Source organism: Novosphingobium sp. BL-A-41-Hi4A-0G (assembly GCF_055521735.1).
Genome location: NZ_CM145501.1, coordinates 100,376 through 114,776 on the forward strand (window position 1 = coordinate 100,376; position 14,401 = coordinate 114,776).

The 14,401-nt window shown below is 66.4% G+C and carries 15 protein-coding genes and 1 tRNA gene; 10 read left to right on the forward strand and 6 right to left on the reverse strand.

The features are described from left to right. Window positions 1–37: 37 nt before the first annotated feature. From ACZ1JX_RS00570 to ACZ1JX_RS00580, 3 genes are read left to right on the forward strand one after another with little or no spacing between them, the layout of a single operon-like run. Window positions 38–1,018, forward strand: a complete 981-nt coding sequence (locus ACZ1JX_RS00570; protein WP_465124899.1) for an NAD(P)H-dependent flavin oxidoreductase — start codon at window positions 38–40, stop codon at window positions 1,016–1,018. After that, entirely contained in the window at window positions 1,015–1,797 is a 783-nt protein-coding gene (locus ACZ1JX_RS00575) for an SDR family oxidoreductase (RefSeq protein ID WP_465124900.1), read from the forward strand. Before ACZ1JX_RS00570 ends, ACZ1JX_RS00575 begins: the two co-directional genes overlap by 4 nt. Window positions 1,798–1,807: 10 nt before the next feature. Continuing rightward, a complete protein-coding gene (locus ACZ1JX_RS00580; protein ID WP_465124901.1) occupies window positions 1,808–2,602 on the forward strand; it encodes an SDR family oxidoreductase in 795 nt (264 codons plus the stop codon). A 145-nt stretch (window positions 2,603–2,747) separates the two neighbouring features. Here ACZ1JX_RS00580 and ACZ1JX_RS00585 read toward each other — a convergent pair whose 3' ends face one another. From ACZ1JX_RS00585 to ACZ1JX_RS00595, 3 genes are all read right to left on the reverse strand, one after another. Further along, the gene (locus tag ACZ1JX_RS00585; protein ID WP_465124902.1) at window positions 2,748–3,431 is read right to left on the reverse strand and encodes a L,D-transpeptidase family protein; all 684 of its coding nucleotides are present in this window, start codon (window positions 3,429–3,431) and stop codon (window positions 2,748–2,750) included. Between the two features lie 113 nt (window positions 3,432–3,544). Then, window positions 3,545–4,759, reverse strand: a complete 1,215-nt coding sequence (locus tag ACZ1JX_RS00590; protein ID WP_465124903.1) for a DUF418 domain-containing protein — start codon at window positions 4,757–4,759, stop codon at window positions 3,545–3,547. A 4-nt stretch (window positions 4,760–4,763) separates the two neighbouring features. Beyond that, entirely contained in the window at window positions 4,764–5,900 is a 1,137-nt protein-coding gene (locus ACZ1JX_RS00595; RefSeq protein ID WP_465126460.1) for an SPOR domain-containing protein, read from the reverse strand. Window positions 5,901–6,174: 274 nt separating this feature from the next. On the opposite strand from ACZ1JX_RS00595, the gene ACZ1JX_RS00600 reads away from it, so the two are divergent. The 3 genes from ACZ1JX_RS00600 to ACZ1JX_RS00610 are packed head-to-tail and all read left to right on the forward strand — an operon-like array spanning window position 6,175 to window position 8,776. Further along, a complete protein-coding gene (locus ACZ1JX_RS00600) occupies window positions 6,175–6,900 on the forward strand; it encodes an AAA family ATPase (RefSeq protein WP_465124904.1) in 726 nt (241 codons plus the stop codon). A 14-nt stretch (window positions 6,901–6,914) separates the two neighbouring features. Further along, window positions 6,915–7,436 (forward strand): hypothetical protein, encoded by a 522-nt coding sequence (locus ACZ1JX_RS00605; protein ID WP_465124905.1) that lies wholly within the window; start codon window positions 6,915–6,917, stop codon window positions 7,434–7,436. Between the two features lie 20 nt (window positions 7,437–7,456). After that, window positions 7,457–8,776: an SPOR domain-containing protein gene (locus ACZ1JX_RS00610; protein ID WP_465124906.1), complete on the forward strand. Its 1,320-nt coding sequence runs from the start codon at window positions 7,457–7,459 to the stop codon at window positions 8,774–8,776. Between the two features lie 62 nt (window positions 8,777–8,838). Here ACZ1JX_RS00610 and ACZ1JX_RS00615 read toward each other — a convergent pair whose 3' ends face one another. Both ACZ1JX_RS00615 and ACZ1JX_RS00620 read right to left on the reverse strand, forming a co-directional pair. Next, window positions 8,839–10,068: a dihydroorotase gene (locus tag ACZ1JX_RS00615; protein ID WP_465124907.1), complete on the reverse strand. Its 1,230-nt coding sequence runs from the start codon at window positions 10,066–10,068 to the stop codon at window positions 8,839–8,841. After that, entirely contained in the window at window positions 10,065–11,105 is a 1,041-nt protein-coding gene (locus ACZ1JX_RS00620) for an aspartate carbamoyltransferase catalytic subunit (RefSeq protein WP_465124908.1), read from the reverse strand. Before ACZ1JX_RS00620 ends, ACZ1JX_RS00615 begins: the two co-directional genes overlap by 4 nt. Window positions 11,106–11,192: 87 nt before the next feature. On the opposite strand from ACZ1JX_RS00620, the gene sppA reads away from it, so the two are divergent. From sppA to ACZ1JX_RS00635, 3 genes are read left to right on the forward strand one after another with little or no spacing between them, the layout of a single operon-like run. Further along, the gene (gene sppA, locus ACZ1JX_RS00625) at window positions 11,193–13,073 is read left to right on the forward strand and encodes a signal peptide peptidase SppA (protein WP_465124909.1); all 1,881 of its coding nucleotides are present in this window, start codon (window positions 11,193–11,195) and stop codon (window positions 13,071–13,073) included. A 16-nt stretch (window positions 13,074–13,089) separates the two neighbouring features. Next, complete coding sequence (locus ACZ1JX_RS00630; protein WP_465124910.1) at window positions 13,090–13,332, forward strand: hypothetical protein; 243 nt, start codon at window positions 13,090–13,092, stop codon at window positions 13,330–13,332. Window positions 13,333–13,380: 48 nt separating this feature from the next. Beyond that, on the forward strand, window positions 13,381–13,665 hold the full coding sequence (locus tag ACZ1JX_RS00635) for a DUF6959 family protein (protein WP_465124911.1): 285 nt from the start codon (window positions 13,381–13,383) through the stop codon (window positions 13,663–13,665). Window positions 13,666–13,833: 168 nt separating this feature from the next. Here the strand turns inward: ACZ1JX_RS00635 and ACZ1JX_RS00640 are convergent, their stop codons facing one another. Beyond that, window positions 13,834–14,016 carry a hypothetical protein gene (locus ACZ1JX_RS00640; RefSeq protein ID WP_465124912.1) on the reverse strand — a complete coding sequence of 61 codons (183 nt, stop codon included), beginning with the start codon at window positions 14,014–14,016 and terminating at the stop codon, window positions 13,834–13,836. Window positions 14,017–14,272: 256 nt separating this feature from the next. Here ACZ1JX_RS00640 and ACZ1JX_RS00645 point away from each other — a divergent pair. Then, window positions 14,273–14,357: transfer RNA gene (locus ACZ1JX_RS00645), tRNA-Leu, on the forward strand. The last annotated feature ends 44 nt before the right edge of the window (window positions 14,358–14,401 follow it).

Genomic DNA, 14,401 nt, shown 5'->3' on the forward strand with positions numbered 1-14,401 from the left:
TTAACCGATCAGTTAAACGACATGGGGAGTGGCAGGAATGGCTATCCGTACGCGCATCACCGAGATGCTCGGTATCGAGCATCCGATCGTGCAGGGCGGCATGATGAACGTGGGCTACGCGGAACTCGCCAGCGCCGTGTCCAACGCAGGCGGCCTCGGCATCATCACCGCGCTGACCCAGCCGACTCCGCAAGCCTTGCGTGACGAGATCGAGCGCACGAAGGTGATGACGTCCAAGCCCTTCGGCGTGAACATGACGATCTTCCCGACCGTCAATTCTCCCGACTACAAGGCCTATGCCCAGGCGATCATCGACGGCGGGGTGAAGATCGTCGAGACAGCGGGCACGCAGGCCGTCCGCGAGATCTGGGAAATGCTCAAGCCGCACGGCGTGACGATCCTGCACAAATGCACCGCCGTCCGCCACGCGCTTTCGGCTGAACGCGCAGGCTGCGACGTGATCTCGATCGATGGCTTCGAATGCGCCGGTCACCCCGGCGAGGACGACATTCCCGGCCTGATCCTGATCCCGGCTGCGGCGGACAAGGTGAAGATCCCGATGCTCGCCTCGGGCGGCTTTGGCGACGGGCGCGGCCTTGTCGCAGCGCTGTCGCTCGGGGCCGAGGGCATCAACATGGGCACCCGCTTCTGCGCCACGGTCGAAGCGCCGATCCACGACAACGTCAAGCAGGCCTATATCCAGAACGATGAGCGCGGGAGCTTCCTGATCTTCCGCAACTTCAAGAACACCGCGCGCGTCGGCCGCAGCGAGGTTTCGGAAGAAGTCGTGCGCCGTCTGTCAAAGCCCGACGCCGTATTCGAGGACGTTCGCGAACTCGTCGCAGGTACGGCAGGCAAGGAACTGCTCCAAACCGGCGATCTCACCAAGGGCGTGTTCTGGGCGGGCATGGTGCAGGGCCTGATCCACGACATCCCCACCTGCCAACAACTGATCGACCGCATCGTCGGCGATGCCGAGGAGATCATCCGCGGCCGTCTCGGGAGCCTGCTGGCATGAAGATCGACAGCACCCTGAGCGCCGTCGTCACCGGCGGTGCCTCGGGCCTCGGCCGCGCCACGGCAGAGGCGCTGGCGGCGGCAGGCGTCAAGGTGGCCGTCTTTGACATCAACGAAGAGCAGGGCGAGGCTGTCGCACAGGCCATCGGCGGCCTGTTCTGCAAGGTCGACATTACCTCCGAAGAATCGGTGGTCGCAGGTTTCGCCAAGGCGCGCGCCGCCCACGGGCAGGAGCGCATCTGCGTCCACTGCGCGATGACCCATCGCAAGGGCAAGACCGTCAGCCGAGACCGCGAGACCGGCACGTTTACCCGTCTTTCGACCGAGGACTACGAATACGCCGCGCAAGGCATTCTGATCGCCAGCTACCGTGTTGCCTCGCTTTCCGCACTCGGCATGGCGAGCCTCGATCCGCTGGAGGATGGCGAGCGCGGTACGATCATCCTCACGGCCTCGGTCGCCGCGCAGGACGCACAGATCGGGCAGGTCGCCTATGGTTCACTCAAGGCCGGCGTGAACGGCCTCGTCCTGCCGATGGCGCGCGATCTGATGGACCTCGGCATCCGCGTCAACGCGATCATGCCGGGCATCTTCGGCACCCCGCTGCTGGGCCGCCTGCCCGACAAGGTGCTCGACAGTCTCAACGCTTCGGTGCCCTTCCCCAAGCGCCTCGGCAAGCCCGACGAGTTCGCCAGCCTCGCCATGGAACTGGTGCGCAACAGCTATTTCAACGGCCAGGCGATCCGTCTCGACGGCGCGATCCGCATGGCCCCCCGCTAAGGACTTCCGCATGACCCGATCACCCTTCCGCGACGACGTCCTTGCCGGAAAAACCGCGTTCATCGCGGGCGGCACCAGCGGCATCAACCTCGGCATCGCCAAGCGCTTTGCCGAACTCGGCGCACGCGTCGCTGTGCTCGGGCGCAACCCGGAAAAAGCTTCCGCAGCTGCTGACGAGATCGGCCACGGCGCGATCTGGCGGGCGGCCGACGTGCGGGATTACGGCGCGATCTGCGAGGCCATGAAGTCCGTCCGCGACGAAATCGGCGCGCTCGATATCGTGATCTCGGGCGCAGCTGGCAACTTCCTCGCCCCCGTCCTCGGCATGTCGGCCAATGCCTTCAAGACCGTGGTCGACATCGACCTGCTCGGCACTTTCAACGTCTTCCGGGGCTGTCACGAACTGCTGAACCCCGGCGCCTCGCTGATCGCGATTACCGCGGGGCAGGCAGAGCAGGCCATGGCGATGCAGGCCCATGCCTGCGCGGCCAAGGCCGGGATCAACCAGCTCGTCCGCACGCTGGCCATCGAATGGGGCCCGGACGTGCGCGTCAACGGCATTTCGCCCGGACCCATCGCCGACACCGAAGGCATGGCCCGCCTCGCCCCCGACGAGACCACCCGGCAGGCCCACTACGCCCGCATCCCGATGAAGCGCTGGGGCACGGCCTACGAAATCGCCGAAGCCGCCGTCTATCTCTCGACGCCAGCGGCCAGCTACGTCACCGGCGCGATCCTCGATGTCGATGGCGGCAGCTCGGTCGGCGATGCTTCGCGGACGAGCACGGACAAGGGGCTGGCCTAAGTCCCTCCACCTTCGTCATTCCCGCGCAGGCGGGAATCCACCGACGAACAACTCGTCGCCGCGCGACGTCATTCTGTGCCGCACTGGATCCCCGCCTGCGCGGGGATGACGAACCTTTGGTTTTGCAGATTACGAACGCGCGGCCTCAGCCCGCGTGTTCGCCCGTCAGGATCGGATCGCCCACCTGCATGGTCTTGCCATCGGTGACGATCACCTTGTCACCCAGCGAGGCGATGCGGAACAGCTTTTCGGCAAAGGCATCAGGCACGCCGATGCAGCCGTTGGTGGCATAGCCCGCCTCGACCTTGCTGCCGTGGATCGAGACGCCATCGTTGGTCAGTCGCATCATCCACGGCATCGGCGCGTCGTAGATGTTCGAGACGTGGTCGGCGTCCTTCTCGGAAATCGGGAAAATGCCGGTCGGCGTCGGCTTCTCGCCATAGCCCTTGAGAATTGCGGCTGCACCGATCTCGTGCCCGTCGCGGAATACGGAGATCACGCGCGCTGTCAGGTCCACCGTGACGACCAGCTTGCCCGAGGCAGGCGCACGGGTCTCGTCCCAGTAGAACTTGCCGAACTTGATCGGCTCGTTGATCGGCAGGATCGATTTGACCACGAACGGCCCGTCTAGCGGCTTTTGCGCCACGGCCGGAACGGGCTTGGCCACCGGAGCCATGACGGCTGCCGCTTCGGCCTTGCCGCCGCCGAAGGCCACTTCGGCCACGTTCTGCCCGACATGGAACGCTAGCAGCGATGCGGCACCGGTCACCAGAAAGCCCAGCGGCATGCGCACCCAGCGCTTATCCCACCAACCCTTCATCAATGACATCGCGACCGCTCCTTTCCCGTTAAGGAATAAGCGTTAACACAGCACCTTGCGAGTCCCCATTGGCGGGCGTCCCCCTGCGGGACGCGGGCACTCTTGCAGGTTACCAGTCGTGGTTAATGCTGACCGGGCAGTGCCAGCCTCCGCCACAGCCGCTCCAGCGGTCCCTGCCCGAAGCGGGCCAGCCACCACTGCGGCCAGGCGAGCATGCCGATCCACCCCAGCAGCACGAAGGCGGGCAACCAAACCCTCGGCAGTTCCGGCCCAAGACCGAGCCCCCAGCCCGAAAAGATCGCGCCCATCAGCACGGTGGTGCCGATGTAGTTGCTGAACGCACACTTGCCTGCTGCCACCAGCGCCCGCGCCAATGCCCACTCGCGCACAGCGGGGAACACCAGCAGCAACGCCGCCGCATAGCCCAGCGCCATCATCAGGTGGGGCAGGGCCATGCCATGCTCGATCGCCGCGAACATCGCGCGGGGCGGCCAGCCATGATGCCACAGCCAGAGCGTTGCCAGCACGGTCGGCACCCCGCCGCCCAGAATTCCGATCCCGGCGATGGAGGCAAGCCGCCGCCGCGGCCAGTCGGTGAAGAACCCGCTGCGCACCATGGCCATGCCGACCAGCATCAGCGGCAGCGTCTCGCTGAAGGTCGAAAGCGTCGTGGTCAGCGGTTGCAGCGGCGCGCTCGACAGCTTGAACCGGATCGCATCGAGGAACCCGGCGTTGAGTACCGCCACGTCCTTGGCAATTGATGCCGCGATCCGACCCATCATCGCCGCCTGCTCGGCCACGTCCGATGGTGGCGCAGTCCCGGCCAGCACCGCCTGTTCGGTGAACACGCCCGGCAAGGCAAACAGCGCTTCGATGCCTTGGGCCAGCAGGTAGAAGGGCAGGGCAATGCCTAGCAACTGGATCGGCTCGAGCCTGCGCAGCGCCAGCGCGCCAAGCCCGCACAGCGCATAGAGGAACAGGATGTCGCCCCACCACAGCAGCGCAAAATGGAGGTAGCCGAACAGCAGTAGCCACGCGAGCCGCCGCAACTGTGCAAGGTCCGGGTCCGCGCCCTGCCGCTCGGCACTCTGCGCAAACAGCACCATGCTCGCGCCGAACAGCAGGCTGAACAGCGCGCGCATCTTGCCCTCGAACAGGACGAAGGCGACAGCGAACCACGGGTCTGAACCGGTCGCAAACGCAGGAATACGCGGCGAGAACGTGGCGAGCGACGGACCCCAGAACCCGGTCACGTTGATCGCCAGAATCCCCAGCACGGCCACGCCGCGCAGGAAATCGATCGCCTCTATGCGTGTTCGGGGAGTGTCTTCGTCCAAGCCATCAGGGCTTTACCACCAGGCAAGTGAAGCCGCCAGCCTTGAGCGCGCCGCAAGCCTTGTCCGCCTCGGCCTGTCCGCCAAAGCCGCCTGCAAGCAGCCTCGTGACCGCGCCCGAGGGCAGGTCGATCCGGCCATGGCCCGCCAGTTCCGGGCGGCCCTTGACCTTGCTCCACAACCCGTCCGCATTGGCCTTCACCCCGAACGCGCCGAGCTGGACGCGCCAGTTGCCCTTTGCCGGAGCGGTAGAGGCTGGCTTGGGCGTCGCAGGTTTGGGTGCGGCAGGCTTGGGGTCGGCAGGCTTGGCCACAGCCGCCTTCACTGCAGGCTTCTCGCCGACATGGATCGTCACCGGCACAGGCTTCTGACCCGGCGCATTGGCCCCGACCACGCGCTTGGGCGCGGGCATCGTCACCGGGTTGGCATAGTCTGCCCCTGCGGTGATCACAGAGGGCGGCAGCTCTGTCTTCTCGAGCGAACCGCCGGGCACGACAGGACGCAGCGGCGCGGTGGGTGACGCCTTGACGCCAAGATCTGCCGCCGCGAACTGCTGCGAGCGCTTGGCCTGCGCCTTCTGTTCAAGCTCGGCTGCCAGCGAAACGCCCATCTGCCGCTGCTCGAGCGGGATCATCCCGTCCATCGTGGCAAGGCTGCGCGTCGCCTGATCGAGACCACTGCCCGCAGCCCGGGTCATCAGCGCATAGGCGCGAACCCAGTCCTTGCCGACCGTGTCGCCATTGAAGTGGGCAACGCCCAGAATATACATCGCGCGCGGCTCGCCCCGTTCGGCCGAAGCCTGCAGGAACGGCATGGCATCGGCCTTGCGGTTGTCCTGAAACAGCAGCAGGCCCAGCGTGTCGGCGGCCTTGATGTGGCCCTGCTCTGCCGCCTTGCGATACCATGCCTCGGCACGCTTCAGGTCCTGCGGCACGCCTTTGCCGAGCTTGAAGGCCTGCCCCATGTTGAACTGCGCATCGGCATCGCCTTTCGCCGCCGGACCGAGCCATTCCCTGACCGCCGCCTCGTGATCGCCGCGCGACCAGGCGTCGACCCCGGCCTTGGTGTCGGCCCAGGCCTTGCCGGAAAGCGTTGCGGCCACCAGAGCGGCAGCCAGTGCAGTCGTGCGCGTGAAGTCCCTCATGTTCGACAATGCCCGTCTTCTTCGCTGGACCCCGGTAGCGGCCGGTCACGTGCGCGGCGCGGCCCTCGGCGTCATTTCGTTGGCGCTTATAGTCAACGAGGCGTTAGCGAAGTCTTATCGGCGATTACGAGGCCGAAAAGCCCGCCAGCCTGCGACTTCTGCGTGGCTATGCATTCGCGCCCTGACGGCCGAATTGAACGCGCGTTAACCGAAATTTCAGCCCGATCTGCGAATCCGGACGCCGAAGGTTTGTGTTTTTCGGGGGAAATGGGCTTTGCGCGTACTGGCATTGGCATCGCAGAAGGGCGGATCGGGCAAGACGACCCTGTCCGGCCACCTCGCCGTCCAGGCGCAGCGCGCTGGCGCTGGCCCCGTCGTCCTGATCGACATCGACCCGCAAGGCTCCCTGTCCGACTGGTGGAACGAGCGCGAGGCAGAATTCCCCGCCTTTGCCCAGACCACCGTCGCCCGCCTCGCCTCGGACCTCGCAATCCTGCGCCAGCAGGGCTTCAAGCTTGCCGTGATCGATACCCCGCCCGCCATCACCATGGCGATCCAGTCGGTGATCTCGGTTGCCGAACTGATCGTCGTGCCGACCCGCCCCAGCCCGCATGACCTGCGCGCCGTCGGTGCCACGGTCGATCTTTGCGACCGCGCGGGCAAGCCGCTGATCTTCGTCGTCAACGCCGCCACCCCCAAGGCGCGAATCACCTCCGAAGCTGCCGTCGCGCTTTCGCAGCACGGCACTGTCGCGCCGGTCACGCTGCACCACCGCACCGATTTTGCCGCCTCGATGATCGATGGCCGCACGGTCATGGAATGCGATCCGGGCGGCAAGTCCGCCGCCGAAGTGACCGCGCTGTGGACCTACATTTCCGAGCGGCTCGAGAAGAACTTCCGCCGCACCGTCTTTGCCGTGCCGCAGCAGGCCGCCGCCGTGCCGATGGCAGGTGCCCAGCGCCCGATGGGCGGCTTCGGCCGCCGCGTCGTCGGTTCGTGAAGGGGCCGCGGGAGATGAGCGCATCGAAGCCTCTCGCATCGCTTTCGCCCAGCCTGCTCGCCCGCAAGGGTGCTGCACGCCCGGCCATGCGCCCGCAACTGGCGATCAGCTTCGAGGAACAGAGCCGCGTCCTAACGCAGGATGACCTTGGCTGGAACGATCTGGGCGAGGACCTCGCCGCTGAAGAGACCGCGCCGGTCGAGCAGCCAGTGATCGTCCAGCAGATCGAGACGCTCGCCGACAAGGTCGCTGCCTTCGACAAGCCCGCGCCCGCATCCGACTTCGCCTCGGCCAGTTCGGTCAAGATCGTGCGCAACCGCACCAAGGGCGGCAAGTCCGTGCGCTCGGCCCTGCAGGAAGGCCGCAAGGCTGCCTTCACGCTGCGCCTCGACAACTACCGCCACTTGCGCCTCCGCCTTGCCTGCACGCTCGAAGACAGCAGTGCGCAGGATCTGGTGACGCAGGCGCTCGACAGATTTCTCGACGAACTCCCCGGGCTCGAGGACCTCGCCCGGCGCGCCATCACGCGCAACTGACTGCCGAAGGAAACCTGAGCATGACGAACCGCTTCTCTGCCTTCGCTGCCACCCTGGGCGCCCCCAGCCGGGCGACCCGCCTGGCCATCTCCACCGCGCTTGCCGCAGGCGTCCTGACCGGCTGCAGCGCCGGCGGTGCCCACCCGGACAAGTTCGCCTCCTCGGCCCAGACCGCACTGGCCAAGGGCTCGGCCACGGCTGCTGTCGACAATGCCGAAAAGGCCGTGCTCGCCGACCCGCGCAACCCGGCCTATCGCGTCCTGCTGGGCAATGCCTACCTCAAGGCGGGCCGCTTCGAATCCGCGCGCCAGGCCTATGACGAGGCGATGGACCTCGGCGAGGACTCGAGCCGCACCGCGCTCAGCCTCGCGCTGGCCGATATCGCGCTCGGCCGCCACGGCGAAGCGGTCGACACGCTGAATTCCTACCGCGACAGCCTCCCCGCCTCGGACTACGGCCTCGCCCTCGCACTCGCCGGGCAGCCGCAGCAAGGCGCGCAGATCCTCGGCCGCGCCCTTCGCGGTGGCGAGAACACCCCGAAGGTCCGCCAGAACCTCGCGCTGGCCTATGCGCTTGCCGGACAGTGGCGCGAAGCCCGCACAATGGCCGCGCAGGACGTGCCCGCCGACCAGCTCGGCGACCGCATGGAGCAGTGGGCGCTGATGGGCTATTCCGAACGCACCCGCGACCGCGTTGCCACCCTGCTCGGCGTGCCGCTGCGCGGTGACACCGGCCAGCCGCAGGCGCTGGCCCTTGCCAACTTCCCCGCTGCCGAACAGCTGGCAGCCGAAGCCGCAACCCGCGCCGAACCGGCTGCCGCCGCGCCCGCGCTGGCGGAAGCTGCGGTCATGGAACTGCCCGGAACCGAAACCTCGACGCCTGCCCCTGCGCTCGCCGACTCCTCGTCGCAGTCGCAGCAGACCCAGCTAGCCCTGATCGACCTTCCCGCTTCGCAGCCATATGTCCGCCCTGCTGCCGCCGCACCGGCGCGCAAGGTGGCGGTGGCCGCTGCCAAGCCGGTCGCCACGCCTGCCAAGGCTGGCACGCATCTCGTCCAGCTCGGCTCGTTCTCGACCCCCGAAGGCGCCCGTCGCGCATGGCGGCACTACACCGCGCGCAATCCTTCGCTGAAGGGCTTCACCAACGTGACCACGCAGGTCACCGTCAATGGCAAGCAGTTCTGGCGCGTTCAGGCAGCGGGCTTCGGCGGCTATGCCTCGGCCAGTTCGATGTGCGGCTCGGTCAAGTCGCGCGGCGGCGTCTGCCTGGTACTGCGCGGCAACGGCCCCGCCACGCCCGGCCAGCAGCGCCCGACCGAAACGCGCATGGCCAAGCGATAAAAGTTACCGTGTGAGAGCGGTGAAGGGGCGCGGGACCGCAGGGTTCCGCGCCCTTTCTCGTATCAATCGATCCGCGCGCCGCCCTTGAACAGCGCGGACACGCGGCCCTCAACCGGCCTGCGATCGAACGGCGTGTTGCCCGCTGCAGCCGCCATCTTGTCGGAATTGACGATCCATGGCCGCGCCGGATCGACAATCGCGATATCAGCCTCAGTCCCGACCTCAAGCCGCCCGGCCTCAACGCCCAGCAGCCTTGCCGGATTGGCGGCGAGCAGTTCGAAGGCCCGGGCCATATCGATCACGCCATCGCGCACCAGCGTCAGCGTCAGCGGCAGCAGCGTCTCGGCGCCCGCCATCCCCGGCTCGGCATCGGCAAAGGGCAGGCGCTTGTCTTCCGGCCCGCGCGGATCGTGGCCGGATGAGATCACGTCGATCGTGCCGTCGCCAATCGCCGCAACCACCGCCTTGCGGTCCGAGTCCTGCCGCAGCGGCGGGGACATCCGGCAGAAAGTACGGAAGACGACGAGTTCAAGGTCCGACAGGATGAAGTGCGCTGGCGTCACCCCAGCCGTCACCTTCACGCCCCGCGACTTGGCCGCGCGCACCAGATCGAGCGCCCGCGCCGTCGTCACCTGCCGGAAATGCACGTGTGCGCCGGAAAGCTCGGCCAGCGCAATGTCGCGCGCCACGGCCAGCGCCTCGGCCTCTGCCGGAGCGCTCGGCAGCCCGAGCCGCGTCGCCACATCGCCCGCCGTCGCCACTGCGCTGCCGGTAACCCCGGCGTCCTCGGCGTGGGTCACCACGACCAACCCCAGCATCGCGCAATAGCGCAGCAGCCGCAGCATCACGCCTGAATCGCCGATCCAGCCGCGTCCGGTAGCTACCGCCTTGGCCCCGGCATCGCGCATCAGCGCGAGTTCGGCGAGTTCGCTGCCTTCAAGCCCTCGCGTTGCCGCCGCCAGCGGGTGGACCCACATGTCCGGCTTGCCCGACTGCGCCGCAAAGCGCACCCGCGCGGGGTGGTCAAGCGGCGGACCCTGATCGGGCATCAGCGCGGCGCGCGTGATCCCGCCGAAGTGGAACGCCGGCTTGTCGATGGCAAAGACGCCAAGATCGACCAGTCCCGGCGCGATCATCTTTCCGCCAGCGTCGAACACCTCGTCGCCATCCCGCGGCGTCACATCGCCAACCGCGACAATCCGCCCGCCCTCACAGCGCAAAGCGCCCGCAACCGGCTCGCCCGCACCCAGAACCAGCTTCCCGCCGGTAATCGTCAGAGGCCGCGCGATCATGCTGCCGCTCCCTTCCCGATTTCATTGGCAGCTTCCCAGCCCGGCACGCCGCGCGCCCGGCGCGTGAGCACTTCAAGGCAGGCCATGCGGATCGCCACGCCCATTTCCACCTGCCGCGTGATCAGGCTGCGCGTCGGGTGATCGGCCACGGTCGAATCGATCTCGATCCCCCGGTTCATCGGCCCCGGATGCATCACGAAGGCATCTGGCTCGGCCTTGGCCAGCCGCTCCGGCGTCAGCCCGTAGAGATGGCGGTATTCGCGCGGGGAGGGGATGAACTGCCCGGACATGCGCTCCTGCTGCAACCGCAGCATCATCACCACGTTCGCGCCTTTCAGCGCCGCGTCGAAATCGAAGAACGGCGTCACGCCCATCGCCTCGACCTCGGCCGGCATCAGCGCAGGCGGTGCGCAGACCCGCACGTCGGCCCCCAGCGCGGTCAGGCTCAGGATGTTCGAGCGCGCCACGCGGCTGTGCAGGATGTCCCCGCAGATCGTCACTTTCAGCCCGTTGAGGTCGGACCCGATCGGCAGCCCCAGCGCGTGCCGCATGGTCAGCGCATCCAATAGCGCCTGCGTCGGATGCTCATGCTGCCCGTCGCCCGCGTTGAGCACCGGGCAATCGACCTTCTCGGCGATCAAGCGCACCGCGCCCGAGCTGGCATGGCGGATCACGATGGCATCGGCGCGCATGGCGTTGAGCGTCATCGCCGTATCGATCAGCGTTTCGCCCTTCTTCACGCTGCTGGTGGCGGCATGCATGTTGACCACGTCCGCGCCCAGCCGCTTGCCCGCGATCTCGAAGCTCAAGAGCGTGCGCGTGGAGTTTTCGAAGAAGGCGTTGATGATCGTCAGACCGTTCAAAAGATCGGTCTTCTTCTTCGGCTGCCGGTTCAGCTCCACCCACTGCTCCGCCTCGTCGAGGAGGTAGAGAATCTCGTGACGCGCAAGCTGGCCGATGCCGGTCAGGTCACGGTGCGGGAAGGCGAGGCCGCCCGCTGGATAGCGGCCCGCTTGGGGTGTTGTTGGGCTTTGCATTGAAACCAGTTCCCTAGAGGGCAGGTGCCCTGCGCTCAAGCGGTTTCCCGCTGGCATTGCGCGGCCGTCCACAATAGTCTGCACCCCATGAGCTTTGCCAAATCGGTCTGGAAGATTCTCGTCGCCATCAAGGACGGCCTCGTCCTGTTGTTCCTGCTCCTGTTCTTCGCAGGGCTTTATACCATCCTCACGCTGCGGCCTGCCCCCGGCATGGTCCGCGAAGGCGCGCTGTACCTGCCGCTGGAAGGCCGCGTGGTCGAGGAAGCGAGCGAGGTTTCGCCCACCCAGCTTCTCTCGGGGCAAACGCCCGAACCGGAATACACCGCCCGCGACCTGTCGCGCGCCATTGCCGCTGCGGCAGATGACAAGCGCATCAAGGCCGTCGTGCTCGATCTCGAAGCCTTCGGCGGCGGCTCGGCTGTCCACCTCAGCCAGATCGGCGCGGCGATGGACAAGGTGCGCGCCGCAAAGAAGCCCGTCCTCGTCCGCGCGCTGATCTACACCGACGATGCGATGCAGCTTGCCGCGCATTCGTCCGAGGCATGGGTCGATCCGATGGGCGGCGTCGCCATCAGCGGCCCCGGCGGCACGCTGCTGTTCTACAAGGGCCTGATCGACAAGCTGAAAGCCAACGTCCACATCTTCAAGGTCGGCACCTACAAGAGCGCGGTCGAACCCTACATGCGCGCTGAAATGTCGCCCGAGGCGCGTGAGGCGATGCAGGCGGTCTATGGCACGCTGTGGGAGAACTGGCAGGACGAGGTGAAGAAGGCCCGTCCCAAGGCCGACCTCACCCTTGCCACCACTGACCCCGCCAAATGGGTGCGCGACAATGGCAACGATGCCGCGCAAGCCGCGCTGAAGTCCGGCCTCGTCGACAAGATCGGTGACCGCGTGGCTTTCGGAAAGCGCGTGGCCGAAATCGCTGGAGCCGACGATGACGCCGGACTTGGCGGCTTCAAGGCCACCGAACTCCCCGTCTATCTGGCTGACAAGCCCGCGCCCAAACAGGGCAAGGCCATCGCCGTCGTCACCGTCGCGGGCGAGATCGTCGATGGCGATGCCGGCCCCGGCACCGCAGGCGGAGACCGTATTGCCGATCTGGTCGACGGTGTGGCGCAGAGCGATGACTATGCGGGCCTCGTCCTGCGCGTCGATTCGCCGGGCGGCTCGGTCATGGCGTCGGAACGCATCCGCGCGGCAGTGGAGCGGGTCAAGGCCAAGGGCCTGCCGGTCGCCGTCTCGATGGGCAGCCTTGCCGCCAGCGGCGGGTACTGGGTCTCCACGCCCGCCCAGCGCATCTTTGCCGAACCGAGCACGATCACCGGCTCGATCGGCGTCTTCGCCGTCCTGCCCACGCTCGAACAGACGCTGCCGCAATATGGCGTCACCACCGATTCGATCCGCACCACCCCGCTTTCGGGCCAGCCGGACCTCCTCGGCGGCCTCAGCCCGCAGGTGGAGGCGCTGCTGCAAGGCCAGGTCGAACAGACCTACGCCCGCTTCCTCGGCCTCGTCGCCAAAGCCCGCGGCAAATCTTCGGCGGACATCGACAAGATCGCGCAAGGCCGAATCTGGGACGGCGGCACCGCCCGCCAGCTCGGCCTCGTCGACCAGTTCGGCGGCCTCGACGATGCGGTCGCGTGGGTCGCAAGCCAAGCCAAGGCCGAAACCTTCCACGCCGAGTACATCGCCGACGAACCCAGCCCCTTCGCCCAGCTCCTGCGCCAGATGGAAACCGGCGAAGCGCCCGAGGCGCGGGCCCACGATCTGGCCGGAGCACTCTCCGCGCAGCAGCAGGGCCTGATGGCGCGGATGCAGGCCGACGTGATGCGCCTGATGGAAGGCGGCGGGATCAGGGCTTATTGTCTGGAGTGTGGGGGGGAGGAATCTCCCGTCTCTGGAGAAAAAGGGACTGTCGGCCAGTCCTTGGGATTTTGGGCCACTCTTGTGAAACTCGTCGCGTAGGGCAGGAGGCGACGTCATGGCTCAAACTGACCTGTTTCCCTACTTCTGGCTTTTTATGGTCGCCGTCATCGGAGCGGTTAATCTCGTTTGGGCGCGATACGAGTACAAGCGCGGCGAGGCGCGGTGGGGCTGGGCGGGCGCGAAGTACTCCAGGGCGGAAGAGCCGTTCTACTTCTGGATGTTGGTAGGCGGACGGTTCTTCGGGTTCGTGGTCGCCTGCTTCATGTTCTACTTCGGCCTTGATATGCTGACATGGTGAGAGGCTTGCGGACGCGTGGCAGCATAGTGGAAAGAAGGTTCCTGCTACTTGAGCGAGGCCAAGATGCGCACGATGTCAGTCGAGATTTACTCCGATGCAACCAATGCAGCAGTCATGCGGCATCCCGACCGTAAGTTTCCGGGAATGGTGATTCAGGGGGATTCCCTCGACAATATGTACAGCATGGCGTTGGGTGCACTCTCGGGTGCGGAACCGGGTTCAGATCATTTGCACGATCTGAAGGAACTAGTTGATCAACTAGAACATCGGGTAAAATTCTACGTCAAAGTCCTCAAGGAGCACGGTTTGGAGTTGCCGTTTCCTGAAAGCTGATTGCCACGGATCAGTCTGGCCCGCTGATCCGCCGTGTTACATTGAAGCACAAAAACGGCGTCGCCCCGGGCTTGACCCGGGGTCCCGCTTTTCTTCCGCGCAACCCTTGCAAAAAAGAAGCGGGATCCCGGGTCAAGCCCGGGATGACGAGGAAGAAGATGCTACAAATCAATCCGGCGCCGCTGGCACTTCCTGCGGCGCGCCCGGCTGGACCTGATCCGGCTCCACCACCGGAGCTTCATCAGGCTGGATGACGGGCGGCACGCCGTCCGGTTCGGTCACCGGTGGGCTTTCGGGCGGGGACTGCGGGTCGATTCGGTCGGGCTGGGGGGAATCGGGGGTCGTGGCCATCGTGCGGCTCCTTCGAAGCGGTTTGCTTGTCTTCCCAACTCGCCGCGAGGATAGCAGGTTCCGGCGCCTCCCCAAAGCTCGTCATTGCGAGCGGCGCGAAGCATCCAGAGCGGTTTGCGTGGCGCTCTGGATTGCTTCGTCGGCTTCGCCTCCTCGCAATGACGAAGAGTTGAAACGGTCATTCCACACCCCAAATCCAAGGCGCTTGCCCTTTTCAAGCCACTGCGATAGGGGCACCGCTCGCTTTTCGCCGGATGCGGGCGTGGCGGAACTGGTAGACGCAGCAGGTTTAGGTCCTGCCATCGCAAGATGTGGGGGTTCGAGTCCCTTCGCCCGCACCAGTCCGCGCGCCGGCGTCCGAGTCAGCTTTTTCCGCGTCAGCATG

Excerpts from the sequence above, each read along its gene's own strand:
- ACZ1JX_RS00640 (WP_465124912.1), bottom strand. The coding sequence starts at position 14,016 with ATGGCCACGACCCCCGATTCCCCCCAGCCCGACCGAATCGACCCGCAG.
- ACZ1JX_RS00585 (WP_465124902.1), bottom strand. The coding sequence starts at position 3,431 with ATGTCATTGATGAAGGGTTGGTGGGATAAGCGCTGGGTGCGCATGCCG.
- ACZ1JX_RS00605 (WP_465124905.1), top strand. The coding sequence starts at position 6,915 with ATGAGCGCATCGAAGCCTCTCGCATCGCTTTCGCCCAGCCTGCTCGCC.
- ACZ1JX_RS00615 (WP_465124907.1), bottom strand. The coding sequence starts at position 10,068 with ATGATCGCGCGGCCTCTGACGATTACCGGCGGGAAGCTGGTTCTGGGT.
- ACZ1JX_RS00610 (WP_465124906.1), top strand. The coding sequence starts at position 7,457 with ATGACGAACCGCTTCTCTGCCTTCGCTGCCACCCTGGGCGCCCCCAGC.
- ACZ1JX_RS00620 (WP_465124908.1), bottom strand. The coding sequence starts at position 11,105 with ATGCAAAGCCCAACAACACCCCAAGCGGGCCGCTATCCAGCGGGCGGC.
- ACZ1JX_RS00630 (WP_465124910.1), top strand. The coding sequence starts at position 13,090 with ATGGCTCAAACTGACCTGTTTCCCTACTTCTGGCTTTTTATGGTCGCC.
- ACZ1JX_RS00595 (WP_465126460.1), bottom strand. The coding sequence starts at position 5,900 with ATGAGGGACTTCACGCGCACGACTGCACTGGCTGCCGCTCTGGTGGCC.
- sppA (WP_465124909.1), top strand. The coding sequence starts at position 11,193 with ATGAGCTTTGCCAAATCGGTCTGGAAGATTCTCGTCGCCATCAAGGAC.
- ACZ1JX_RS00570 (WP_465124899.1), top strand. The coding sequence starts at position 38 with ATGGCTATCCGTACGCGCATCACCGAGATGCTCGGTATCGAGCATCCG.
- ACZ1JX_RS00575 (WP_465124900.1), top strand. The coding sequence starts at position 1,015 with ATGAAGATCGACAGCACCCTGAGCGCCGTCGTCACCGGCGGTGCCTCG.
- ACZ1JX_RS00580 (WP_465124901.1), top strand. The coding sequence starts at position 1,808 with ATGACCCGATCACCCTTCCGCGACGACGTCCTTGCCGGAAAAACCGCG.